Source organism: Caulobacter segnis, assembly GCF_031454995.1.
Lineage (GTDB): Bacteria > Pseudomonadota > Alphaproteobacteria > Caulobacterales > Caulobacteraceae > Caulobacter > Caulobacter segnis_E.
In genome coordinates this window covers 602,424-624,990 of record NZ_JAVDRV010000002.1, presented here as the reverse complement: position 1 = coordinate 624,990, position 22,567 = coordinate 602,424, and the positions used below count along the sequence as shown (strand labels likewise).

General features: G+C 67.4%; 27 protein-coding genes. 9 read left to right on the top strand and 18 right to left on the bottom strand.

Features of this window, described 5'->3' with window-relative positions; translation table 11 throughout:
• Positions 1-45 precede the first annotated feature (45 nt).
• Positions 46-729: an HTTM domain-containing protein gene (locus J2728_RS09150; protein ID WP_309998511.1), complete on the bottom strand. Its 684-nt coding sequence runs from the start codon at positions 727-729 to the stop codon at positions 46-48.
• Positions 726-1,163, bottom strand: a complete 438-nt coding sequence (locus J2728_RS09145) for a C2 domain-containing protein (RefSeq protein WP_309998510.1) — start codon at positions 1,161-1,163, stop codon at positions 726-728. The genes J2728_RS09150 and J2728_RS09145 overlap by 4 nt, the downstream gene beginning before the upstream one ends.
• 152 nt (positions 1,164-1,315) lie before the next feature.
• Between J2728_RS09145 and J2728_RS09140 the strand changes: the two genes are divergently transcribed.
• Positions 1,316-1,606, top strand: coding sequence for a hypothetical protein (locus J2728_RS09140; RefSeq protein ID WP_309998509.1), 291 nt, complete (start codon positions 1,316-1,318; stop codon positions 1,604-1,606).
• Here the strand turns inward: J2728_RS09140 and J2728_RS09135 are convergent.
• Together J2728_RS09135 and J2728_RS09130 are read right to left on the bottom strand one after the other, a co-directional pair.
• Complete coding sequence (locus J2728_RS09135; protein ID WP_309998507.1) at positions 1,601-2,758, bottom strand: glycosyltransferase family 61 protein; 1,158 nt, start codon at positions 2,756-2,758, stop codon at positions 1,601-1,603. The two genes, J2728_RS09140 and J2728_RS09135, sit on opposite strands and share 6 nt — an antisense overlap.
• Before the next feature lie 48 nt (positions 2,759-2,806).
• Entirely contained in the window at positions 2,807-4,261 is a 1,455-nt protein-coding gene (locus tag J2728_RS09130; protein ID WP_309998506.1) for a coniferyl aldehyde dehydrogenase, read from the bottom strand.
• Between the two features lie 196 nt (positions 4,262-4,457).
• Here J2728_RS09130 and J2728_RS09125 point away from each other — a divergent pair, with 196 nt between their 5' ends.
• Both J2728_RS09125 and J2728_RS09120 read left to right on the top strand, forming a co-directional pair.
• Positions 4,458-5,519 carry a GGDEF domain-containing protein gene (locus J2728_RS09125; RefSeq protein ID WP_309998504.1) on the top strand — a complete coding sequence of 354 codons (1,062 nt, stop codon included), beginning with the start codon at positions 4,458-4,460 and terminating at the stop codon, positions 5,517-5,519.
• Positions 5,520-5,654: 135 nt separating this feature from the next.
• A complete protein-coding gene (locus J2728_RS09120) occupies positions 5,655-6,458 on the top strand; it encodes an enoyl-CoA hydratase/isomerase (protein WP_309998503.1) in 804 nt (267 codons plus the stop codon).
• Here the strand turns inward: J2728_RS09120 and J2728_RS09115 are convergent.
• Genes J2728_RS09115 through J2728_RS09060 form a run of 12 tightly spaced genes read right to left on the bottom strand, consistent with a single transcriptional unit; the run spans position 6,445 to position 15,334 of the window.
• Complete coding sequence (locus tag J2728_RS09115; RefSeq protein WP_309999438.1) at positions 6,445-6,852, bottom strand: ACT domain-containing protein; 408 nt, start codon at positions 6,850-6,852, stop codon at positions 6,445-6,447. The genes J2728_RS09120 and J2728_RS09115 overlap by 14 nt on opposite strands.
• The gene (locus tag J2728_RS09110) at positions 6,849-7,253 is read right to left on the bottom strand and encodes a DUF6165 family protein (protein WP_309998501.1); all 405 of its coding nucleotides are present in this window, start codon (positions 7,251-7,253) and stop codon (positions 6,849-6,851) included. Before J2728_RS09110 ends, J2728_RS09115 begins: the two co-directional genes overlap by 4 nt.
• On the bottom strand, positions 7,254-8,225 hold the full coding sequence (locus J2728_RS09105) for a glycosyltransferase family 9 protein (RefSeq protein ID WP_309998500.1): 972 nt from the start codon (positions 8,223-8,225) through the stop codon (positions 7,254-7,256).
• 42 nt (positions 8,226-8,267) lie between these two features.
• Entirely contained in the window at positions 8,268-8,468 is a 201-nt protein-coding gene (locus J2728_RS09100; RefSeq protein ID WP_309998497.1) for a hypothetical protein, read from the bottom strand.
• On the bottom strand, positions 8,468-8,860 hold the full coding sequence (locus tag J2728_RS09095) for a HesB/IscA family protein (RefSeq protein WP_309998496.1): 393 nt from the start codon (positions 8,858-8,860) through the stop codon (positions 8,468-8,470). Before J2728_RS09095 ends, J2728_RS09100 begins: the two co-directional genes overlap by 1 nt.
• 14 nt (positions 8,861-8,874) lie before the next feature.
• Positions 8,875-9,234, bottom strand: a complete 360-nt coding sequence (locus tag J2728_RS09090) for an SUF system Fe-S cluster assembly protein (protein ID WP_013079266.1) — start codon at positions 9,232-9,234, stop codon at positions 8,875-8,877.
• Between the two features lie 8 nt (positions 9,235-9,242).
• The gene (locus J2728_RS09085; RefSeq protein ID WP_309998495.1) at positions 9,243-10,469 is read right to left on the bottom strand and encodes an aminotransferase class V-fold PLP-dependent enzyme; all 1,227 of its coding nucleotides are present in this window, start codon (positions 10,467-10,469) and stop codon (positions 9,243-9,245) included.
• Positions 10,469-11,506, bottom strand: a complete 1,038-nt coding sequence (gene sufD, locus J2728_RS09080; RefSeq protein WP_309998493.1) for a Fe-S cluster assembly protein SufD — start codon at positions 11,504-11,506, stop codon at positions 10,469-10,471. The genes J2728_RS09085 and sufD overlap by 1 nt, the downstream gene beginning before the upstream one ends.
• Entirely contained in the window at positions 11,503-12,252 is a 750-nt protein-coding gene (gene sufC / locus J2728_RS09075) for a Fe-S cluster assembly ATPase SufC (protein ID WP_309998491.1), read from the bottom strand. Before sufC ends, sufD begins: the two co-directional genes overlap by 4 nt.
• Positions 12,253-13,722 (bottom strand): Fe-S cluster assembly protein SufB, encoded by a 1,470-nt coding sequence (gene sufB, locus J2728_RS09070; RefSeq protein ID WP_309998488.1) that lies wholly within the window; start codon positions 13,720-13,722, stop codon positions 12,253-12,255. It lies immediately after the preceding gene.
• Positions 13,722-14,861 (bottom strand): cysteine desulfurase family protein, encoded by a 1,140-nt coding sequence (locus J2728_RS09065; RefSeq protein WP_309998487.1) that lies wholly within the window; start codon positions 14,859-14,861, stop codon positions 13,722-13,724. The genes sufB and J2728_RS09065 overlap by 1 nt, the downstream gene beginning before the upstream one ends.
• Positions 14,858-15,334 (bottom strand): Rrf2 family transcriptional regulator, encoded by a 477-nt coding sequence (locus J2728_RS09060; protein WP_309998486.1) that lies wholly within the window; start codon positions 15,332-15,334, stop codon positions 14,858-14,860. Before J2728_RS09060 ends, J2728_RS09065 begins: the two co-directional genes overlap by 4 nt.
• Before the next feature lie 180 nt (positions 15,335-15,514).
• On the opposite strand from J2728_RS09060, the gene J2728_RS09055 reads away from it, so the two are divergent.
• Positions 15,515-16,165, top strand: coding sequence for an alpha/beta hydrolase (locus J2728_RS09055; RefSeq protein WP_304280040.1), 651 nt, complete (start codon positions 15,515-15,517; stop codon positions 16,163-16,165).
• A gap of 52 nt (positions 16,166-16,217) precedes the next feature.
• Here the strand turns inward: J2728_RS09055 and J2728_RS09050 are convergent, their stop codons facing one another.
• Positions 16,218-17,321 carry an anhydro-N-acetylmuramic acid kinase gene (locus tag J2728_RS09050; RefSeq protein WP_309998484.1) on the bottom strand — a complete coding sequence of 368 codons (1,104 nt, stop codon included), beginning with the start codon at positions 17,319-17,321 and terminating at the stop codon, positions 16,218-16,220.
• A gap of 43 nt (positions 17,322-17,364) precedes the next feature.
• Between J2728_RS09050 and J2728_RS09045 the strand changes: the two genes are divergently transcribed.
• From J2728_RS09045 to J2728_RS09025, 5 genes are all read left to right on the top strand, one after another.
• Complete coding sequence (locus tag J2728_RS09045) at positions 17,365-17,415, top strand: hypothetical protein (RefSeq protein WP_024265744.1); 51 nt, start codon at positions 17,365-17,367, stop codon at positions 17,413-17,415.
• A 97-nt stretch (positions 17,416-17,512) separates the two neighbouring features.
• On the top strand, positions 17,513-18,838 hold the full coding sequence (tyrS, locus tag J2728_RS09040) for a tyrosine--tRNA ligase (protein ID WP_309998483.1): 1,326 nt from the start codon (positions 17,513-17,515) through the stop codon (positions 18,836-18,838).
• A 73-nt stretch (positions 18,839-18,911) separates the two neighbouring features.
• Positions 18,912-19,373 carry a peroxiredoxin gene (locus tag J2728_RS09035; RefSeq protein ID WP_309998481.1) on the top strand — a complete coding sequence of 154 codons (462 nt, stop codon included), beginning with the start codon at positions 18,912-18,914 and terminating at the stop codon, positions 19,371-19,373.
• Between the two features lie 235 nt (positions 19,374-19,608).
• Positions 19,609-20,760, top strand: a complete 1,152-nt coding sequence (locus J2728_RS09030) for a M23 family metallopeptidase (protein ID WP_309998479.1) — start codon at positions 19,609-19,611, stop codon at positions 20,758-20,760.
• Positions 20,741-21,229, top strand: a complete 489-nt coding sequence (locus J2728_RS09025) for a bactofilin family protein (RefSeq protein WP_309998476.1) — start codon at positions 20,741-20,743, stop codon at positions 21,227-21,229. Before J2728_RS09030 ends, J2728_RS09025 begins: the two co-directional genes overlap by 20 nt.
• A 63-nt stretch (positions 21,230-21,292) precedes the next feature.
• Here J2728_RS09025 and prfB read toward each other — a convergent pair.
• Positions 21,293-22,415, bottom strand: a protein-coding gene (gene prfB, locus J2728_RS09020; RefSeq protein WP_309998474.1) for a peptide chain release factor 2 whose coding sequence is annotated in 2 segments (ribosomal slippage) — positions 21,293-22,345 and positions 22,347-22,415 — 1,122 coding nt in all. Because the reading frame shifts where the segments join, the coding sequence is not laid out codon by codon here.
• Positions 22,416-22,567 lie beyond the last annotated feature (152 nt).

Below are 22,567 nucleotides of genomic sequence, written 5' to 3'. Positions count from 1 at the left end.
ATCACGAGGGCGTCGGGCGGCATCGTCCGGCGCCCTTTTGCTTGGCTAGTGGACCAGGCGCCCCTGCAGCCACAGGATCGCCGGATAGACCGACAGCCAGGTCCAGAAGAACCGGTTCAGGCCAAACAGGCAGGCGTTGGCCAAGTGGAAGGTCCCGGCCACGACCAGGGCCGCGATCAGGGTTGGCTTGGTCAGCATGGCCAGCGGGAAAACCAGCTCGAACCCCATCACCGCCCAAGACATCACGGTCAGCAGCCTCGGCCGCTCGGCCAGGGCGCGCAAGGACTCGGCCACCGGATAGGCCGAGAACTGGAAGACGTCGCGAAGCGCTCGCCCCGATCGCCACTCCGGGTTCACGACCTTCACCCAGCCCGAGATGAAGTAGGACAGCACGAGCTGCGCGCCCAGATAGCCGAAGAACAGCTCCTTGAGCGGCGTGCTGGGCGCCAGGCTGGCCAGGGTCAGGCACCACAGCGACAACAGGCCCATCCGGTCGCTGCCCCCGTTATAGGGCCCTTGGAACCGATGAAGGATCAGCAGCGACAGCGCCGCCATCGCCACCAGCGGCCACGGCGACGCCAGGCCCAGCAGCACCAGGACGCACAACACCGCCCGCGCCAGGAACAGGGCGCGCTCGTCGCGAAAGCCGCGCAGGTGCTCCAGGCTCTGCTGCAGCAGCGCCAAGGCCAGCAGGATTTGGGTCAGGCGGATGGCGTCCGGCAAGGTCATCGGACATCGATCTCCGCCAACGCGCGCGGCGCGGCCTCGAACAGCACCTCTCGGGTGATCACCTCGTCCTCGCGGGCGACGAACACCAAACGAAAGGCCAGCCAGCCGTCGAGCGCCTCCCCGCTCCGCGCCAGATCGGCGGCGATCCGCCTGAAGATCTCGTCCTCGCCGTGCGCCGTCGGATGGTCGATCAGACGCTCGGCGCAGCTGACCAGGAACAGGCTTTCGTTCCAGCGCGGGTTCCAGAGCATGCGCGCGGCCATGGTCCCAGGCGATAGGCGCTCGGGTCGGGGCCGAAACTCGCGCCAAGCTTCGGGACGGGCGTCGGCGGACGCCGTCAGCGCGTACTCGACGCGCGGCGACGGCGCGATGACGTCGAAGAAGTTCCAGGACGGAATCAGGGCCGGCAGCAGCAACTGCAGCGGATTGGGCATGGTCCCTGCTCCGGGCGGCCGAGGAATCACACGATCGTAAGCTCAAGCGAGACCGGCTTCGATAGCGCCGGTGACGGAACGCGGTTATCTTGAAGGGTGTTTTCGATGCGCGGCGCGTGACGCCCCGCACGAGCAAAAGGGAGGACCGCGCCATGGCCGCCACCCAGCCTGACGCCTTCGAACACGATTCCGCCGACCGAGAAGCGATCCTGATCGCCCACGAACGCACCTACCACGCCTTCGCCGTCCTGGTCCGCTGGGCCATGCTGCACACCGCGGTGGTGATCAGCGCCCTGACGGTGTGGTTCGCCACGCCAGCCGGCTTTCTCGGCGGCCTCGTCACCGCCGTCGTGATCTTCGTGGTCGGCTATTACGGCATGGTGCGACGCGAGGAGCGGCAGCCGCTCGATCCGTGGGTCGAGGGCCGCAAGGGCATCCTATAGCGCCGCGTCGACGAAACGCAGCAAGTCGCCCATGTTCGGCTGGTAGGCGTACTGGAACCCGGGATGCACGCGAACCAGGGACGGCGCCTTGGCGGGTGAACACGGCGACGCGCAGACATAGCCACGCCACTCCACGCCAACCTGCTGGCACGCGCCGCGAACCCACTGGCTCGAGAAGTTCAGCGGCTGGATCTCGACCACCCGGGCGCCGGGCGGCATGAACACCACATTGGCCAGCGCCGCGCCGCTGGGCGCGACCACGACCTCGGCGTCGCGCATCAGGGCGACCTGTTCCAGCACGCCGAGCTTCTCGGGGCGCACGATCGTGAACCCGCGCCGGCGCAGGGCCCATTCGAAGCGCCACTCGCCGACCATATGGCGGTTCACTTGGCCGCGACGCGAGAAATAGACCCTCTTGGCCTTGCGAACCCCGGCCGGCAGCGGCGTCTCGCGCCCCCGCGCGCCCAGCTCGGCGGCCAGACCGTCGGTCCGATGCAGGTAGTGGTTCATGCTGTCGGCGTAGATGACCCGACCCAGGCGCACGATGGGCTCGGAGAACTCGACGACCTTCAAGCCCGGGAGACAGACGGTGATCAGATCCCGCTGCCACGGCTCCAGCTTGGGCGCGACGACGGGCGTGTCTTCAAGCAGCCCCGCCTTTTGCAGCGCGCGCAGCGTGGTGAGACCGTCGAGCAGATAGTGGCCGTAGTTGAAGAGGCCGCCCCACGGCATGAACACCGCCCCACTCTCCAGATAGGGCGCGTCTTCCGGTCCGGTGAAGTCGAGATCACCCGAAAAGCCTGGTGTGATCTTGAAGGTCGGGTAGCCGTGCCGCACCTCGTAAGAGGCCGCGTCGAACACCTCGCCGTTCACGTCGACGATCACGCCATGCGCCGGGACCACCCAACTTTCGCCAGCCGCGCAAAGCTGCGGCGGGACCGTCGGGGCCGCGGTGGTCATGTCGCCGCCCCACCAGGCGCCGGCTTCCGGCCCCGCCAGGATTTCCGGCGCGCGGGGGTGACTGGGCGGCGTCAACTCGGTGACCACGCGCGCCCGCTCTCCGGCCGCGAACCGCGCCCTGAAGGTGGCGAAATCGACCTCCGGCAAAACCTCGAGTTCATGGACGACGCGAACAGGCGTGGGGGCGCTCATGGCGCTCCTTAAGCACGATGCGCGGTCCCGAGCCAACCCCGTTGGGGATCAGCGCTTGATCTGCCCCGCCAGATATTTGCGGATCGCCTCGCCATAGGGCGGCCGCAGACCCAGCATCGGGGCGATATCCTTCTTCAGTTGCTGGAACACCGCCTTCTTGTGGCTGAACTCCAGGAAGCCGTCGTGGCCGTGATAGGCGCCCATGCCGGCCGGCCCGACGCCGCCGAAGGGCAGCTCCTCCTGGGCGACGTGGAAGATCACGTCATTGACCGTGACCCCGCCGCTGGTGGTGCGGGCCAGAACACGATCCTTCTCGGCATCGTCCGTCCCGAACCAGTAGAGCGCCAGCGGCCGATCGTGGGCGTTCACGTAGTCCACGGCCTCGTCGATCGTCCGATAGCCCTTAACCGGCAGGACGGGACCGAAGATTTCTTCCTGCATCACCTTCATGTCGTCGGTGGGATCGATGATCAGCGTCGGGGCGATCTTGCGGTGCTCCTGTTGCGACAGGTCCTCGCCGCCGGGATTGATCTCGACCACGCGCGCGCCCTTGGCCTTGGCGTCGTCGACATAGCCCTTCACCCGGTCGTAGTGGCGCTGGGCGACCAGCGCCGTGTAGTCGGGATTGTCCTTCAGGGTCGGGAAATAGCGACCGACGGCGACCTTGGCCTCGGCGACGAAGGTCTCGACGTCTTCCTGGGGCGCGAGCACATAGTCCGGGGCCAGGCAGATCTGGCCGGCGTTCAAGGTCTTGCCGTTCATGATCCGCGCGGCGGCGGTCGCCAGGTCAGCGCCGCGCGACAGGATCACCGGGCTCTTGCCGCCCAGCTCCAGGGTCACCGGCACCAGATTTTCGGCCGCGGCGCGCATCACGTGACGGGCCACCGAGGTCGCGCCGGTGAACACCAGGTGGTCGAAGGCCAGACCCGAGAACGCCTGACCAACTTCAGGCCCGCCGACGAACACGGCGACCTCCTCCTCGTCAAAGGCCTTGGCGAACATCGCCTTGAGCAGCTCGGACGTAGCGGGGGTGTATTCGGACGGCTTGATCATTGCCCGATTGCCCGCGGCGAAGATGCCCGCCAGGGGCGCGAAGGTCAGGTTGACCGGGAAATTCCAGGGGCTGATCACGCCGACCACGCCCTTGGGCTGGTACTGGACCGTCGCCTTGGCGCCGAACAGCCCAAGGATCGCGGGCGTCGTCTTGCGTTTCTGGGGGCGCATCCACTTGGCGACGTTCTCGCGAGCGAATTTCAGCGGACCGATCGAGCCCGCGACATCCGTCAGGGCCGTCGCGTCCGGCGAGCGCGAGCCGAAGTCCGCGTTCACGGCCTTGGCGATCTCCGCTTGGTGACCGATCAGCAGGTCGATCGAGCGGTTCAGCCAGTCGACACGCTGCTCGACGCTGGGCGGCCCCTCGCGCAGATGGGCGGCCTTCTGGCGGTTCAGTACGTCATTCATGGTCGCCTTGTGGGCGTCCAGGGGGTTCACCGGAGCGTTCATGTCTCGCCTCCCATGGCTGGCGCGGAGCCCGTGGCCCGCCGCTCATCTTATCAACGTTCACCATGCGCGAGCGTGCGTTCGCGCGCAAGCGAACCTTGTTTGTTCTTAACGGCTCGTAAGAACTCTACCGTCTACTCTCCATGTCCATGCGATCGTTCTTTCCCCTACGGAAAGGACGGACGGGGGAATGAGAGAAATGTCGGAAGTCGAAACCACGCTGCGTGGCCCGGAGGCCTATAAGATCGCGTCGCGCGCGCTGGAGCTGATGGAACGCCACCAGGTGTGGCCAACCGCGCTGAACTTCGAGCTCTGGACGCACTATGTCGCCGATCCGGACGGCGCCCTCGCCCGCGAACTGACGCGTCTGATTTCCATCGGCGAGCCGATGACCGAGCTGGTCAGCGAGGAGCTCGCCGCGAACTACCTGCCCAAGGCGCGCCTGAACGATCAGATCCGCGACGCCGGCGACATCCTGTCCAAGGAACTGGAGGCTGTCGCCAAGGCCATCCAGAACGCCCAGAAGTCGAACGCCGCCTTCGGCAAGGAACTGGCCGGCGCGACCAAGAACCTCGACAAGTCCACCGACGTCGAAGCCATCAAGGTGGTCGTCTCGAACCTGGCCGACGCCACGCGCCGCGTGCATCGCGAAAACCAGTCGCTGGAATCGCGCCTGGCGGAATCGACCTCCGAGGTCGAGCGTCTGCGCGAGCACCTGGAACAGGTCCGCCGCGAAGCCACCACCGACGGCCTCACCAACCTCGCCAACCGCAAGGCTTTCGACGAGGAACTGGACCGCGCCTGCGCCGAGGCCGACCGTCAAGGCACGCCGCTGTGCCTGGCCGTGCTGGATATCGACCATTTCAAGGGCTTCAACGACACCTGGGGCCACCAGACCGGCGACCAGGTCATCCGCTATGTCGCTTCGGTGATCGGCCGCGTCGCCGCCCCGCCGCGCTTGGCCGCCCGCTACGGCGGCGAGGAATTCGCCATGATCTTCCCGCGCGAGAACGCGGCGGTCATCGCCGCGTCGCTGGAGGAAATCCGCGTCGAGGTGTCGTCGCGCATGCTGAAGCGCCGCTCGACCAACGAGGACCTGGGCGCGATCACCATCTCGTCGGGCTTCGCCGAGCGCCGGCCGGGTGAGAGTGGTCATTCGATCATGGAGCGGGCCGACGCCGCCCTCTACGCCTCCAAGCGCGGCGGCCGTAACCGCGTGACGGCGGCCGAGGGCATGCCGGCCTCGGCCAACGCGGCCTGAGCCTAGCGCTCTCGATCCAAACGAAACGCCGCCGCCCCCGTGTCGGCGGCGTTTTTCGTTGAAGATTCCGCTAGCCTTCCCAAGGGGCATAGGCGCCTAGACTCCTCCCAAAGAGACCAAGGGAGGTTCAAGGCCGTGGACTACCAGAAGATCCGTGTCTCGACGCGGGACGGCGTCGCCACCGTCACCCTCGCCGATCCGACCACGCTGAACGCGGCCAGCCTTGAGATCGCCCGCGAGCTGACCCACGCCTTTTCGTCAATCGCGGCGGGCAAGGTCGAGGCGCGCGCGGTGATCCTGACCGGCGAAGGCCGCGGCTTCTGCTCGGGCGCGAACCTGTCCGGCGGCGGCGCGGCCGGGCGCGAGCTGGACGTCGACGGCAAGCCGGACGCCGGTTCGGCGCTGGAGACCATCTACAATCCGCTGATGTCCCTGCTGCGCGACTTCCCGCTGCCGATCGTGACGGCGGTGAATGGCCCGGCGGCCGGCGTCGGCTGCTCGATCGCCCTGATGGGCGACATCATCGTGGCGGCCGAGAGCGCCTACTTTCTGCAGGCTTTCCGCCGGATCGGCCTGGTGCCCGACGGCGGCTCGACCTATCTGCTGCCACGCCTGGTCGGCAAGGCGCGGGCCATGGAGATGATGCTGCTGGGCGACAAGGTGTCGGCGGCGACCGCGCTGCAATGGGGCCTCGTCAATCGCTGCGTGCCGGACGACGAGCTGATCGGCGCGGCGACGGCCATCGCCCAGGAATTGGCGCGCGGGCCCGCGGCGCTGGGCGCGATCCGCAAGCTGGTCTGGGAAAGCCTGGACGCCGACTGGACGGGCCAGTTGCACGCCGAGCGCAAGGCCCAGAAATTCGCCGGCAAGACCGAGGACTTCATCGAGGGCGTCAGCGCCTTCCTCCAGAAGCGCGCGGCGGCGTTCAAGGGGCGCTAGCGGCCGCCTGTAAGGCCTTCAGGATCCCAAGCGCCTCTTCGGCGCGGTCGGCCGGTATGAACACATGGTCGTGGTTCAGCGCCGCGACCATGTTGCAGGCGATCCCGGCCTCGGCGAGCGCGCTCGCCACGGCGGCGGTCAGGCCGACGCCATCGAGGGCCGAGTAGACGTTCAGCGTGATCAAGACCATTGGCGCCTCGATCGGAAACCCGGCCGCGCGCGCCGCGTCGCGTTCCAGGATCAAGCTGACCCCCTCGGCCTCGCGGAACATGGCCAGCGGCTCCAGCGCCCGCCAGTCGCGATCGCCGGCCGCGCAAAAGACGTAGGCGCCGCTCTTGAGCTCCGGCGCCATGCCGGCGACCATTTCGCGAGCGCCGCGAACGACTTGCATCAGCCTTCGGAAGTCTGGAGATAGGGCTTGTAGCTCTTCTCCTCGACGATGTCCGAGCCGGCGGCCGCGTTGATGGCCCGCTTGATGGCCGCGCGGCGATCGTTGTCGATATAGACCCGGCGAGCCAGGGCCACGAAATCCGGACCGAAGTCCTGGCGGCGCTCGCAGTCGCGCTTGCCGTCCTCGATGTCCCACAGGGCGGCGTTGACGGCGGTCAGCTCGTCGGTCAGGCGCGCGATCTCGGCGGTGTCCGGCAAGTGCTCGCGCGCGGTGGCTTCCAGCAGGGCCAGCTCCTTGCGGACATTGGCTTCCTTGGCCGGATCGCCGATCCGCTCGGCCTTGACCCGCAGGATGGTGATCTTGTCGACCAGTTCGCCCGCCGAGATCGGCGCGAGGATGGACATTCAGGACGCTCCGGAAACCAGTTTCTCAAGGGCGGCCCAGGCCGCGTCGACCGGCAGGGCGCCCATGCCGCTTCCGTAGTCCTCCGCGACCAGCATCTCAAGCCGCGCGGCGGCCGGGCGGAACTTCACGGCCTTGCGGCGATCCTGCTGCAGCGACAGCAACGGCGCGCCGCCGGCGGCCAGCATGTGGCCAGGTCCCGCGTCGTTGGCCACGCCCGCCGCCAGGCGTCCGGCCAGGGCGATGACCAGCAGTGGCCCCTTCACGGGAACACCGTCGGTCCGGTTGCGCTCGGGCTGTAGCGCTTGCGGAACCTCCCGAGCGGCGATCGCCGCATCCTCGGCCTCGTCCGGCCCGAAGAAGAACACCGGCGTCCAGCCGTTGGCGGCGATCCGACGGGCCAGCTCCAGGTAGTTCTCCAGCGGCCAGCGCTTGGCTTGGCCGCCCGCGCCGGGCGCCAGGCCGACATAGGTCGGACCGGCCGGCAGCAGGATCTCGGCGGCCTTCAAGGCGTCGGGATTGGTGAGCGCCAGAGGCCGTGGAGCGCCCTGCCCGTCCGTCGCAAGCGCCAGCAGCCGCGCCAGGCGGTCGGTCACCGCCACCGGCCAATCCTGGCCCCGCGCTTGCCGCGCCGCCGAGACGAAGCGTCCGGTCGCGCCGCGTCGGGCTACGCCGCTACGGCGCAGGTTTTCCTGGGTATCGATGACGAGGTCAAACGTGCGGCCGCCGAACGACTTGGACCACGGCAGGCTGTCGAGCGCCTTGGCCCCATTCGCGCCGTCGAGGATCACCTCGTCGATATATCCGGCGACGACCGCCTTCAACGGCCCGGCATACACGGTCTCGCCCTTGGCGGCGCACCAGCTGATCCGCGCGTCCGGAAACGCCGCGCGCAGGCCGGCGATGAAGGGCAGCTTGATCAGCCCGTCGCCGATCACCTCGCCCATCGAATAGATCAGAACCGTCTGGACCATGGCCGGGCTTAGGCCGCCCGGCGCGTCGCGGTCAATGCGCGATCAGACCGCGACCGGACACTCGGCCGGGATCGCCACGAAGGTCCCCTCGGCGCGACGCTTCTCGAAGTGCTTCTGGGCGCAGCCGCCCGAGCACAGGATGCCGGTGTCCGACCAGTAGAGCGGCGCCTCGTCCTCGTGCTTGAAGCGCGGGGAGCCCCACGGCAGGCCGCATTCGACGCACGACGGGGTCTTGGCCAGCATTACTCGTGAACCTCGGCGGCGGGCTGGATCGTGACGCTTTCGCCGCAGCCGCAGGCGTCGGTTTCGTTGGGATTGTGGAACACGAACTTCGAGGACAGCTTGGAGACCTCGTAGTCGATTTCCGTGCCAATCAGGAAGAGCACCGCCTTCGGCTCGATCAGGATCGTGACGCCCTTGTCCTCGACCACCTCGTCGATTGGGCCCTTCGTCTCGGCATATTCGAAGACGTATTCCTGGCCGGCGCAGCCGCCGTTCTTCACGCCCACGCGCAGGCCGACATAGGGCTTGTCGGCCTTGTCCATGATCTCCTTCACGCGCGCGGCCGCGGCGTCGGTCAGGGTGACGACCTTCGGACGCGGACGGCGGGGACGTGCGGTGATCGCGGTTTCCATGGCGTTTGAACCGATCAGAACATGTTCAGTTGCAGCTTGGCCTCGTCGCTCATGCGCGAGGAATCCCATGGCGGATCGAAGACGAGATCCACCGTGCACGATTTCAGGTCCGGGATCTCCAGGACCGCGTCCTTGACCCAGCCCGGCATCTCGCCCGCCACCGGGCAGCCCGGCGCGGTCAGCGTCATCTCGATGGCCACGTCCTTGTCGTCGGAAACGTCGACCTTGTAGATCAAGCCCAGCTCATAGATGTCGACCGGGATTTCCGGGTCGTAGACCGTCTTCAGCTTCTCGATCAGCTGGTCAGTCAGCCGATTCAGCTCGTCTTGCGAGAGAGCGGAAGCGGGTTCGGGAACGGCGGCGGCGTCGGTCATGAAGCGGCTCAACTGAAGAAACTGCGGGCCTTGGCCAGCGCGTCCACGAACGCGTCGGCTTCGGCCTCTGTGTTATATAGGGCGAACGAGGCCCGGGCGCTCGATGTCACGCCGAAACGGCGCATCAAGGGCTCGGCGCAGTGCGTGCCGGCGCGCACTGCGACACCGTAGCGGTCCAGCACCTGGGCGATGTCGTGGGCGTGGGCGCCCTCGACCGTGAAGGACAGCACCGCGCCCTTGCCGGGCGCATCGCCCAGAATCCTCACGCCGTTGACGCCGCGCAGCCGCTCGGCGACGCGCTCGTAGAGGGCGTGTTCGTGGGCGAAGATCGCGTCGCGATCCAGGCCGTTCAGCCACTCGATCGCCGCGCCCAGGCCCACGGCCTCCAGGATCGCCGGGGTGCCGGCCTCGAAGCGATGCGGCGGGTCGGCGTAGGTGATCCGATCCAGCGCCACCGAGCCGATCATCTCGCCGCCGCCCTGGTACGGCGGCAGGGCCGCCAGGCGCTCGGCCTTGCCGTACAGCACGCCGATCCCGGTCGGGCCGTACAGCTTGTGGCCGGAGAAGACGTAATAGTCGACATCCAGCGCCTTCACGTCGACCTTGCCGTGGACCACGCCCTGGCAGCCGTCCAGCAGCACCGGCGCGCCAGCGGCGTGGGCCAGGCGGACGATCTCGGCCACGTCGTTGACCGTGCCCAGCACGTTCGACATGTGAGTGACGGCGACCATCTTGGTCTTGTCGGACAACAGGCCCTTGAAGGCCTCCATGTCCAGGCGCCCGTCATCCAGCACCGGGATGAACTTCAGGACGACGCCCTTGCGCTCGCGCAGGAAGTGCCACGGCACGATGTTGGCGTGGTGCTCCATCTCCGAGAGCACGATCTCGTCGCCGGCGTTCAGAGACAGGCCGAACGAGCTGGCGACCAGATTCACCGCCTCGGTCGCGCTCTTGGTCCAGACGACCTCGTCGCGGTCGGCGTTGATGAAGCGCGCGACGGTTTCCCGCGCCTTTTCATAGGCTTCGGTCGTTTCGTTCGCCAGCGTGTGCAGGCCGCGATGGACGTTGGCGTACGAGGTCCGCGCCAGGCCCATCATCGCGTCCAGCACCGCGTCCGGCTTCTGGGCGCTAGCGGCGCTATCGAGATAAATCAACGGCTTGCCGTGAACTTCTCGCGCCAGGATCGGGAACTGGGCGCGGATCGCGTCGACGTCGTAGGGCGCGTCAAAAGCCATCAGGCGTCGCTCCCCAGCTTGCGGGCGACCCAGGCGGCCGCGACAGAGCGCGCGCCCTCGTGCTCGATGCGCTCGACGACCTCGGCGACGAAGGCCACGGTCAGCATGGCCTTGGCGTCCGCCTCGGGGATGCCGCGCTGCTTGGCGTAGAACAGCACCTCGTCGTTCAGCGCGCCGATCGTGTTGCCGTGGGCGCAGGAGACGTCGTCGGCGAAGATCAGCAGTTCGGGCTTGGCGTCGATCTCGGCCTTGTCCGACAGGATCAGGGCGTGGTGGCCCATCCGCGCGTCTGTCTGGTCGGCGCCCTTCTCGACGACGATCCGGCCCTGGAAGACGCCGCGCGCCTGGTCGGTCACCATGCCCTTGGTCAGCTGGCTGGTGACGCCGTCGAGGCCACCGTGGGTGACGACGCTGGTCAGGTCGGCGTGCCGCTGGGCGTCGAGCAGATAGGCGCCGTCGAGCCGGACCTCGGCATGGGCGCCGGGGTGGCGGACGCGGGTTTCGATCCGCTGGCGACGTGCGCCGGAGGTCAGGACGGTCTGGGCGAACTTGGCGCCGGGAGCGAGCGTGACCTCGGCGGTGACGACCGAGATGGCGTCCGCATCGTCGTCGGCGAAGATAATCCGTTCGACGATCGCGTCCTTGCCCAGACGGATATTGACCGCCACGTCCGAAACGTAGCCCTTGCCACGTCCTTCGTAGCTTTCGATCAAGGTCAGCTTAGCGCCTTCGCCGACGTCGACCCAAAGCTCGGCGCCATGCGCTGTTGCATCCGTCGCCGACATGAAGCGCCAGCCGACGAAGCGCTCTTCACCTGCGTCAACAGCGAGATCCGTGGGTCCGCGACCGTTGACGACGCCGCCGGTCATATCGAGCGCGTCGGAAAGCGGGTTGTCCCAGAACCAAGCACGTCCTTGGGGTGAAGCCGGCGGCAGGACCTTCAGCAAGCCCCGCAGGTCGGTCCAGCGCCAGTCCTCGTCACGCCGCGACGGCAGCGCCGAGAGGTCGCCGGTCTTGAGGGCGGTCGAAAGGGTCAAGCCGCCGCCCCCACGATGCGGTCATAGCCCTCGGCTTCCAACTGCAGGGCCAGTTCCGGACCGCCCGAGGCGACGATGCGGCCGGCGGCCAGCACGTGGACCTTGTCGGGTTTGATGTGGTCCAGCAGGCGCTGGTAGTGGGTGATGACCAGCATGCCGCGCTCGGGCGAGCGCAGGGCGTTGACGCCTTCGGAGACGATCTTCAGAGCGTCGATATCCAGGCCGCTGTCGGTCTCGTCGAGGATGAGGAACTTCGGCGAAAGCATGGACATCTGGAAGATTTCCATCCGCTTCTTCTCGCCGCCCGAGAAGCCGACGTTCAGCCCGCGCTTGAGCATCTCGAAGTCGATCTTCAGCGCCGCGGCCTTCTCCTTGGCCAGCTTCAGGAAGGCCGGGGCGGCGATCTCGTCCTCGCCCCGCGCGCGGCGCTGGGCGTTGAGGGCGGTGCGGATGAAGGTCAGGGCCGGAACGCCCGGAATTTCCAGCGGATATTGGAACGACAGGAACAGACCCTTGGCCGCCCGCTCGTTCGGCTCCAGCGCCAGCACGTCCTCGCCATTGAGCGTCGCCGCCCCTTCCGTGACCTCATAGCCGTCGCGGCCGGTCAGCACGTAGGACAAGGTCGACTTGCCGGCGCCGTTCGGCCCCATGATCGCGTGGACCTCGCCGGCCGGCACGTCCAGCGTGACGCCCTTCAGGATCGGCTTGTCCTCGACACGGGCGTGAAGGTTCTTGATGGAGAGCATTTAACCGACGGATCCTTCGAGAGAAATCGCCACGAGCTTCTGGGCCTCGACGGCGAATTCCATGGGCAGTTGCTGCAGCACGTCCTTGACGAAGCCGTTGACCAGAAGGGCCACGGCCTCCTCCTGGTTCAGGCCGCGCTGCTGGCAGTAGAACAGCTGGTCGTCCGACAGCCGTGTGGTGGTGGCCTCGTGCTCGAACACCGACTGGCCGTTGCGGGCCTCGATGTAGGGCACGGTGTGGGCCGCGCAGTCCTTGCCGATCAGCAGGCTGTCGCACTGGGTGAAGTTGCGCGCGCCCTTGGCCTTGGGGTGGGCCGAGACGAGGCCGCGATAGGTCGAGGTCGACTTGCCGGCGCTGATGCCCTTGGCGACGATCCGCGAGCGAGTGTTGGCGCCCAGGTGGATCATCTTGGTGCCGGTGTCGGCCTGCTGGTGGCCGTTGGTCACGGCGATCGAATAGAACTCGCCCGAGCTGCCCTCGCCGCGCAGAACGCAGGACGGGTACTTCCAGGTGATGGCCGAGCCGGTCTCGACCTGGGTCCAGGACACCTTGGAGCGGTCGCCGCGGCAGTCGGCGCGTTTGGTCACGAAGTTATAGATGCCGCCCTTGCCGGTCTCCGGATCGCCCGGGTACCAGTTCTGGACGGTCGAGTATTTGATCTCGGCGTCGTCCAGCAAAACGAGCTCGACCACCGCCGCGTGCAGTTGGTTCTCGTCGCGCATCGGGGCCGTGCAGCCTTCCAGATACGAGACGTAGGCGGCTTTGTCGGCGATGATCAGGGTGCGCTCGAACTGGCCGGAATCCTTGGCGTTGATCCGGAAGTAGGTCGACAGCTCCATCGGGCAGCGCACGCCCGGCGGGACGTAGACGAAGCTGCCGTCCGAGAAGACCGCGCTGTTCAGGCAGGCGAAATAGTTGTCCGAGGTCGGCACCACGCTGCCCAGGTACTGGCGGACCAGTTCCGGATGCTCGCGGATCGCCTCGCTCATCGAGCAGAAGATGACGCCGGCCTGGGCCAGCTCCTTCTTGAAGGTGGTCACGACGCTGACGCTGTCGAACACCGCGTCCACGGCGTAGCGCGGCGCGCCCTCGACGCCGGCCAGAACCGCCTGCTCCTTCAAGGGGATGCCGAGCTTTTCGTAGACGGCCAGCAGCTCCGGATCGACCTCGTCCAGGCTCTTGGGGCCTTCCTTGGTCTTCGGGGCGGCGTAGTAATAGGTGTCCTGATAGTCGATCGGCGGATAGCTGACCTTGGCCCAGTCGGGCTCGTCCATCGCCAGCCAGCGGCGATAGGCGTCAAGCCGCCACTCCAGCATCCACTCCGGCTCGTCCTTCTTGGCCGAGATGAAGCGCACGATGTCCTCGGAGAGGCCCTTGGGGGCGAACTCCTGATCGATTTGCGTCGTGAAGCCGTGCTCGTACTTCTCGAGCGCGGCGACGGTTTCGACAGTCTCTTTGACCGCGGCCACTAAGCCACCTCCCGGCGCCGGGCGCCGATACGCTTCCAGGCGGCGAGCCAGGCGTCGCCGCACGTGATCCAATCGTCTTTCGTGCTCGCCCAGCCGCCGCTGATACGCAGGGCGAACGGCGCGAGATCGGCGCGGCCCATGGCTTCCACCACGCGGCTGGCCTTGACCTTGCCCGAAGAGCAGGCGCTGCCGGCGCTGACCATGATCCCGGCCAGGTCCATGTTCATGACCTGGACCTCGGAGCCGAAGCCCTGCCCCGCCAAGCACAACGTCTGGGGAAGGCGATCAGCCCCCTCGCCCAGCACGACCGCGCCTTCGGCTTTCAGCCTCTGGGCCAGCGCGTCGCGCCATTGGGCCTGTTCGGCCATCGAGGCAAGGCCTTCCTGGGCCGCCACGGCGGCCGCGCCGAAGGCGGCGACGCCCGCGACGTTCTCGGTGCCGGCCCGCCGGCCGCGCTCCTGACCCCCGCCATGCAGGCGGCGGGTGACGGTCGCGCGTGTCCCGGCCACAAGGGCGCCAACGCCCTGCGGTCCGCCCAGCTTGTGGGCCGAGAGCGCCATGGTGTCGGCGCCCAGGCCGGAGAAATCGATCGCGATCTTGCCGGCGGCCTGGACGGCGTCGACGTGCAGCCAGCCATCATGGGCGCGCACCAGGCTTGATGCCTTATCCACAGGCTGGATGACGCCCGTCTCGTTGTTGGCCAGCATCAGGCAGACCAGAGTCTTGCCCGGCTTTTCAAGCGCTTGCGTCAGCCAGTCGAGATCGGCGACGCCATTGTTGTCCACAGGCAGGATCTCGACCGGCAGGCCGGAGGCCTTCGCCGTCTCGGTCACCGCGTCGTGCTCGATCGCGCTGACAATGATGCGTTCGACACCGGCGACCTTGGCGCTCTCGATGGCGAGCGCGTTGGCCTCGGTGCCGCCACTGACGAAGGTGACAGAGCCGGCGGGCACGCCGACCAGGCCGCCGACCCGCGCACGAGCGCGCTCGACGACGTCGCGGGCGGCGCGGCCGGCGGCGTGGACCGACGAGGGATTGGCCGGGCTCTCCAGGGCGCGCAGCAGCGCTTCGCGCGCTTGCGGCCGCAGAGGCGCCGTGGCGTTGTAGTCGAGATAGATGGAAGGTCGGGAGGCGTTCACTCGGCCGCGATCTCCATCGGACGGGCCACTTTCTCGCTATTTGGCCGAAGCTCGCCCTTCAGCACGTCGGCGACCGACACACTGGCGAGATAGCCGTGGATCTGGCGACCCATCTCTTCCCAGAGATTATGCGTCATGCAGCGCTCGCCGCCGGCCATGCAGCCCTTGGCTTGGCCCTTGGTGAAGTTGCAGCGGGTGGCGCGCAGCGGCTCGTCCACCGCCAGAACGATGTCGGCGATGAAGGTCTCGGTCGCGGCCTTGGACAGCCGATAGCCGCCGCCGGGTCCGCGCGCGCTGATCACCAAGCCCTTGCGGCGCAGGCGCGCGAAGAGCTGCTCAAGATAGGAAAGCGAGATCTGTTGGCGCGCGGCGATCTCGGCCAGGGCCACGGCGCGGCCCTCGCCTTCGTCCTGGCGCTTGGCCAGGTCGGTCATCGCCATGACCGCGTATCGTCCTTTGGTGCTCAGGCGCATCGCCTTACCCCTTGCAGATTCCGCGCGCATCGGCTTTTGCGTGTGCTACAAGCCGCGACTTCGCGCGCGGGCCGTCGGTCCGCTTGCTGGCTGCGATTTAGGAAGACCAAGCGCGGCGGTCAAGTATTCTGGCGACCCAATCGTCGGATCTTCGGCCGCTGTCGAGCTGAAGGGGATGACATGCCTGATGTGATTTTGACCGGCGCGTCTGGACGGATCGAGGGTCGCTATTCTCCCGGCAAGACCGAGACGGCGCCAATCGCCCTGATCCTGCACCCGCACCCCAAGGCCGGCGGTCACATGAACCATCCGGTCGCGGTGCAGCTGTATCACCTGTTCATGAAGCGTGGTTTCGCGACTCTGCGCTTCAACTTCCGAGGCGTGGGCCGTAGCCAGGGCGAGTTCGACAGCGGCATCGGCGAGCTGGCCGACGCGGCCACGGCGCTGGACTGGCTGCAGACCTCGAACCCCGCCGCGAGCCAGACCTGGGTCGCCGGCTTCGACTTCGGCGCCTATATCGGCATGCAACTGCTGATGCGTCGGCCGGAGACGGACGGTTTCATCTCGGTGTCGCCGCCGACCAACATGTACGACTTCAGCTTCCTGGCCCCGTGCCCGGCCTCGGGACTGTTCCTGACGGGCTCGGCCGACACCATCACCCCGCCGGTCGAGGTGGAGCGCGTGGTCACCAAGCTGCGGACCCAGAAGGGCATCACGATCGACTACGAGGTCATCGACAAGGCCAGCCACTTCTGGACCGAGCACCTGCCCAGCGTCGAGAAAAGCGTCAGCGACTATCTCGACAAGCGATTGGCCGAAAATCCGATCTAGGACGTCAGGTCCAAACGCTTCAAAGGCCTCCCTTCCGGGAGGCCTTTTTCGTTTAGGGCTGGACGATCCGTCCGCCGGTCATCGGCGCTGGGACGCCCGTGGTCCCGGGAAAGCTGATCGGCGAGCCCTTGGCCGTGCGGGCGGCGAGATAGGCGAAGGCCTCGGCCTCGATGCTGTCGCCACGCCAGCCGAAGGCCTCGGCGGTCTTCACGGGCACGGGCGCGCGCTCGGTCAGGGCGCGCATGATCTGCGGGTTGTGACGGCCGCCGCCGCAGACGATCAGGGCGCTGGGCCGCGCGCCGTGGTCGAAGGCCTTGATCACCGCCTCCGCCGTGAAGGCGACGAGCGTAGCGGCCGCGTCCTCCGCCGATAGCGGCTCGACGAGGTCCAGCGGGAAGTCGTAGCGGTCCAGGGACTTGGGCGCGGGCCCGGCGAAGTAGTCGCTGGCCAGAAAGGCGTCGAGGATGGCCTGGTCGACGCGGCCGGCGGCGGCCAGGCGGCCGTTCTCGTCGAAACGGCCCAGCCCGCGCTCCTGAAGCATCAGATCGATCATCCCGTTGCCGGGGCCCGTGTCGAAGGCCAACAGGTCGTCGCCCTCTCCAATCAGGGTGATGTTCGCCACGCCGCCGATGTTCAGCGCCGCCACCGGCGCGGAGAGGCCCGAGGCGCGGGCGCGAGCGGCGTGGTAGATCGGGGCCAGGGGCGCGCCCTGCCCGCCCGCCGCCACGTCGGCCGTGCGGAAATCGAACGCCACAGGCCGCCCGCTAGCCTTGGCCAGGCGCTCGGCGTCTAGCAACTGGACCGTCCGGCCGATCCGTTCGGGCGTCGGACGCTCATGCAGCACCGTCTGGCCGTGCACGCCTAGAAGATCGAACTCGCTCCAGGCGAGGCCGTGTTCGGCCAGAAAACTCTCCGCGGCGTGGAAATGCTCGTCCGCGACCGCCAGGGCGGCCTCGGTGAAGATCTCCGGCGCGGGCTTGCCACGCGGCCAGCCGCGGGCGACCTCGGTGGCGACCAGCAGCAAGTCCCGGGTTTCCTCGCGCAGCTTGCGCTCGCCGGCGGGACCAAAGGCCTGAATGTCGTGGCCGTCCGTTTCCAGCACCGCCATGTCGACCGCGTCCAGCGAGGTGCCGGTCATGAATCCCAGGATTTTCATGGGAGCGTTGACTGCCACGGCCGCGAAACGGTAGCTAGGCCCCATGATCGACGCTTTCGTCCTGGCCCGCCCCTATTACCGCCCGCTGCCATAGCGGGAGGCCGACCAGACACGTCGCTTAGCCCCCGCCTCGCCGGGGTCGCTTTCTTTCCAGTCGATCATGCGCTCCGGCATCCTCCCCGGAGTCTGAAATGAAAGCCTCACAATCCAATCCCGCCGTGCTAGACGGCCCGCCAAGTCAAATAGAGAGTCGATCCATGTCCGCCGCGTCGTCCTTCAAGTCAGAGTTCCTGCGAACCCTGGAGGCCCGCGGCTATATCCACCAGATCACCCATCCGGAGGAGCTGGACGCGGCCGCCTCGGCCGGGATCGTCACCGCCTACATCGGCTTCGACGCCACCGCGCCGTCCCTGCACGTCGGCAGCCTGATCCAGATCATGCTGCTGCGCCGCCTGCAGCAGGCCGGCCACAAGCCGATCGTCCTGATGGGCGGCGGCACGACCAAGGTCGGCGACCCGACCGGCAAGGACGAGAGCCGCAAGCTGCTGTCGGACGCCGACATCCAGGCCAATATCGCCGGCATCAAGCAGGTCTTCGCCAAGTTCCTGACCTTCGGCGACGGGCCCACCGACGCGATCATGGTCGACAACGACGTCTGGCTGTCGAAGTTCGGCTACGTCCAGTTCCTGCGCGAATACGGCGTGCACTTCACGGTCAACCGGATGCTGGCCTTCGACTCTGTCAAGCTGCGCCTCGAGCGCGAACAGCCGATGACGTTCCTCGAGTTCAACTACATGCTGATGCAGGCGGTGGACTTCCTGGAGCTGAACCGCGCCCACGGCTGCGTGCTGCAGATGGGCGGCTCGGACCAGTGGGGCAACATCCTCAACGGCGTCGAGCTGACCCGCCGCGTCGACCAGAAGAGCGCCTTCGGCCTGACGACGCCGCTTCTGGCCACCGCCTCGGGCGCCAAGATGGGCAAGACGGCGGCCGGCGCGGTGTGGCTGAACGCCGAGCAGCTGAGCCCCTACGACTACTGGCAGTTCTGGCGCAACACCGAGGACGCCGACGTCGGCCGCTTCCTGAAGCTGTTCACCGACCTGCCGCTCGAAAAGATCGCCGAGCTGGAAGCCCTCGAAGGCGCCCAGATCAACGAGGCCAAGAAGGTTCTGGCCGACGAGGCCACCCGCATGGCCCACGGCGAGGAAGAGGCCCGCAAGGCCCGCGACGCCGCCGAGAAGGCCTTCGAGCAAGGCGCGCTGTCCGCCGACCTGCCGACCTTCGAGGTTCCAGCGGCGGACCTGGAGGCCGGGATCGTGCTGGCGGCCCTCTTCGCCGACGCGGGTCTGGCCGGTTCGCGTGGCGAGGCGCGTCGCCTGGCGCAAGGCGGCGGCCTGAAGGTCAACGACAAGGCCGAGGCCGACGCCAACCGGACGATCACCTCGGCGGATCTCGTGGAGGGCGTCGTCAAGCTCGCCGCCGGCAAGAAGAAGATCGTGTTGGTGAAGCCCGTTTAGTTATCGTATGCCGGACGGACTTAACCGGCCCGTCCGGCCCCTCACCTGTTTCGAGTGATCGAGGAAGAGACCGATGCTGCAGCCCGGCGACAAGGCCCCTGATTTCGACCTCCCGACCGACACCGGTCGCGTCAGCCTGTCGGCCCTGAAGGGCAAGAACATCGTCCTTTATTTCTATCCGAAGGACGACACGGCGGGCTGCACCTCCGAAGCGCTACAGTTCTCGTCCGAGGTCGAGGAGTTTCAGAAACTAGGCGCGGTGATCATCGGCGTGTCCAAGGACAGCGCCGCCTCGCACGCCAAGTTCCGCGCCAAGCACGACCTGACCATCGAACTGGCCGCCGATCCGATGGGCGACGTGGTCGAGGCCTACGGCGCCTGGGTCGAGAAGAGCATGTACGGTCGCAAGTACATGGGCATCGACCGCTCGACCTTCCTGATCGATCGCGAGGGCGTCGTGCGCGAGGTCTGGCGCAAGGTGAAGGTGCCCGGCCACATCAAGGCGGTCATGAACGCCGCCAAGGCCATTAAGTAAGTTCGCGCGTCCGAGGAACGCTTGCGCGGCGCGGGTGTTGTATCCGCGCCTCAACCTGTGGCGTTTCCACGGCTTACGCGGTTAACGTGTACCCTCGCGGGTCAGAAAACGTTAAGGATCGAGGCGCAAAATGACTTTTCGCGACTCGCGTCCTTTCAGGGCGCGAAGAGTCTTGCACGTTAGCGTTTTATCGTTCCATATCCCCCGGACCTGAAACGGGGGGTTTCCTGGGACGATGGCGATCAAGCGCTTTAAGCGGCTGCGGCAATCTCTCGAAGCTCTGTTCCCTGAACGGCATGTCTACGTCCGCTCTGGCGGCGAGATGCGCGGCTATGTTCTGTCCACGAACAAACAGCTGATCGGTGCGGGCGGCGTCGCGGTCGGCGCGCTCTGGATGGGCGTCTGCACGGCGGCGATGCTGATCAACGCCCTTTCGGTCAGCTCCGCTGATCAGCAGATGATCAAGCAGAAGGCCCGCTATGAGCGGCTGAACGCCGATCGCGAGGCCCGCCTGAACAGCGCCGTGGCGCAGCTGTCGGCCACCAATGGCTCGCTCGATGAGCTGGCCACCTCGGTCGAGAAACGCCACGCGGCCCTCGCCCTGCTGGTTTCCGATTTCCGCGGTGTTCCCGGCGCCGCCGACGCGCTGAAGGTCGCCAAGCCGCGCCTTTTGGCGGCCAGCCCGGTTGAGCGCATCCAGGCCACGCGGATGGACCAGGAGCGCCTGATCGACGCCGCCGAGGGCTTCGCCAAGAGTCGCGCCGAACGCCTTCGCCTGGCCATGCGCATGGCGGGCCTCGACGCCAGCGGGTTCACCGGACGCGGAGTCTCGCTGGGTGGCCCGTTGATCGAGGCCAAGGACCCCCGCGCCCTCGCCGCCGTCCTGGATGTCGACGAGGAATTCGCCAGCCGAATCCAGCACGCCGCCAACGACATGTCCGACATGCGCAGCCTGGGCGCGGCCGTGAAGAAGCTTCCCTTCTACAAGCCGACCAGCAATCCGGCGCTGTCGTCCAGCTACGGCGTCCGCTTCGATCCGTTCACCCATCGCCCGGCCTTCCATTCGGGCCTCGATTTCCCGGGCGCCATGCGCACGCCGATCATGGCGACCGCTCCCGGCGTCGTCTCGTACACCGGCGTCCGCGCGGGCTACGGCAACACGGTCGAGATCGATCACGGCGGCGGCTTCAAGACCCGCTACGCGCACCTGTCCTCGATCGGCGTCCGCGTCGGCCAGCGGGTGGCGATCGGCTCGCGCGTCGGCGCGATGGGGTCGACGGGCCGCTCGACCGGTCCGCACCTGCATTACGAAGTCTGGGTCAATGGCAAGGCCCAGAACCCCAACCGCTTCTTGAGGGCTGGTGAGTATGTTCAGCAAACAAGCTAAGTCGGGGCCCAAGGCCTCTAGTCGCGCCGAGACGGCGGCGAGCCTACCCTCCGGCAACCCCGCCGACGCCGCGCGCCGCCCGACGCCAAAAGCGGCCTCCCTGCTCTCGGCGGACCTGACGATCGAGGGCTGCATCGAGGGCGAAGGCGAGCTGCAGCTGGATGGAATTCTGCGCGGGGACGTCCGCGTGGCGCGCCTCAGCGTCGGCGAAACCGGCCATGTCGAGGGTTGTGTCCAGGCCGACCTCGTCGAGGTGCGCGGCCGCATTGTCGGCTCGATTATCGCCAAGCAGGTCCGCCTCTACGGCACCGCCTATGTCGATGGCGACATCACCCATGAACAGCTGTCGATGGAGTCGGGCGCCTTCTTCCAAGGCCGCAGCCTGAAGTTCCAGCGCCCGCCCTCGCCGATTCAGCCGACCCCAGAGCCGGAAGTCCTGGCCATCGCGGCGGCTTCGGTCGAGGCCTGACAAACAAAACGCCCCGGATCGCTCCGGGGCGTTTCGGTTTTCACGGCCCGACGGCGGGAGGCCTTAGGCCTCGGCCGCGTCGCGCGTGGCGCCGACCCGCTGGGCCAGGGCCGCGCCCATGAACGCGTCGAGATCGCCGTCCAGCACCCCCTGGGTGTCGGAGGTCTCGACGTTGGTCCGCAGATCCTTGACCATCTGGTAGGGCTGCAGGACGTAGCTGCGGATCTGGTGACCCCAGCCGATGTCGGTCTTCTGGTCTTCCAGCGCCTGCTGCGCGGCCTCGCGCTTTTGCAGCTCGGCCTCGTAGAGGCGCGCGCGCAGCATCTTCCAGGCCTCTTCGCGGTTCTGGTGCTGCGAGCGGCCCGCCTGACAGGCGACGGCGATGCCGGTCGGAATGTGCGTCAGACGCACGGCCGAGTCGGTCTTGTTGATGTGCTGCCCGCCGGCCCCGGAGGCCCGATAGGTGTCGGTGCGCACGTCGGCCGGGTTGATCTCGATCTCGATCGTGTCGTCGACCACCGGATAGACCCAGGCCGAGGCGAACGAGGTGTGGCGGCGGGCGCTGCTGTCGTAGGGGCTGATGCGCACCAGGCGGTGCACGCCGGCCTCGGTCTTGAGCCAACCATAGGCGTTGGGACCCTTGACCAGCAGCGTGGCCGACTTGATGCCAGCCTGGTCGCCGTCGGTCTCTTCGATCAGCTCGGTCTGCATCCCGTGGGCGTTGGCCCAGCGGGTGTACATGCGCAGCAGGATGCCAGCCCAGTCGCAAGACTCGGTGCCGCCGGCGCCAGAGTTGATTTCGATATAGGCGTCGTTGCCGTCGGCCTCGCCCGACAGCAAGGCCTCCAGTTCCGCGCGACCGGCGCGGTCCTTCAGGGCTTTAAGCTGTACGCGGGCGTCGTTCAGCGACTCCTCGTCGCCTTCCATGTCCGCCAACTCGGCGTACTCGACGGCGTCCTTCAGATCGCGCTCGATCGATTGCACCGCCTCGACCTTGGCGGCCAAGCTGGCGCGCTCGCGCGAGACCGCCTGGGCCTCGGACGGACGGTCCCACAGGGTCGGGTCCTCGACCCGGGCGTTCAGCTCATCGAGCTTGCGGAGGGCGACGTCCCAGTCAAAGACGCCTCCTGAGCAGTCCCACGGACTGCTCGATGTCGGCCGCGGCGGCCTCGACATCCGGTCTCATCACGTAACTCCGTGACAGTGTTGAAGGGCGCGGGAGATAGAGCGCGCCAGGGTTAAGTGTGCGCGGTTAACCCGCTCGGGCGCGCTCTAAACTTTTGATTCTAGAGCCTGCTGATCCGGTTCAGATTTTGAAAATCTGAACCGGGCAGGCTC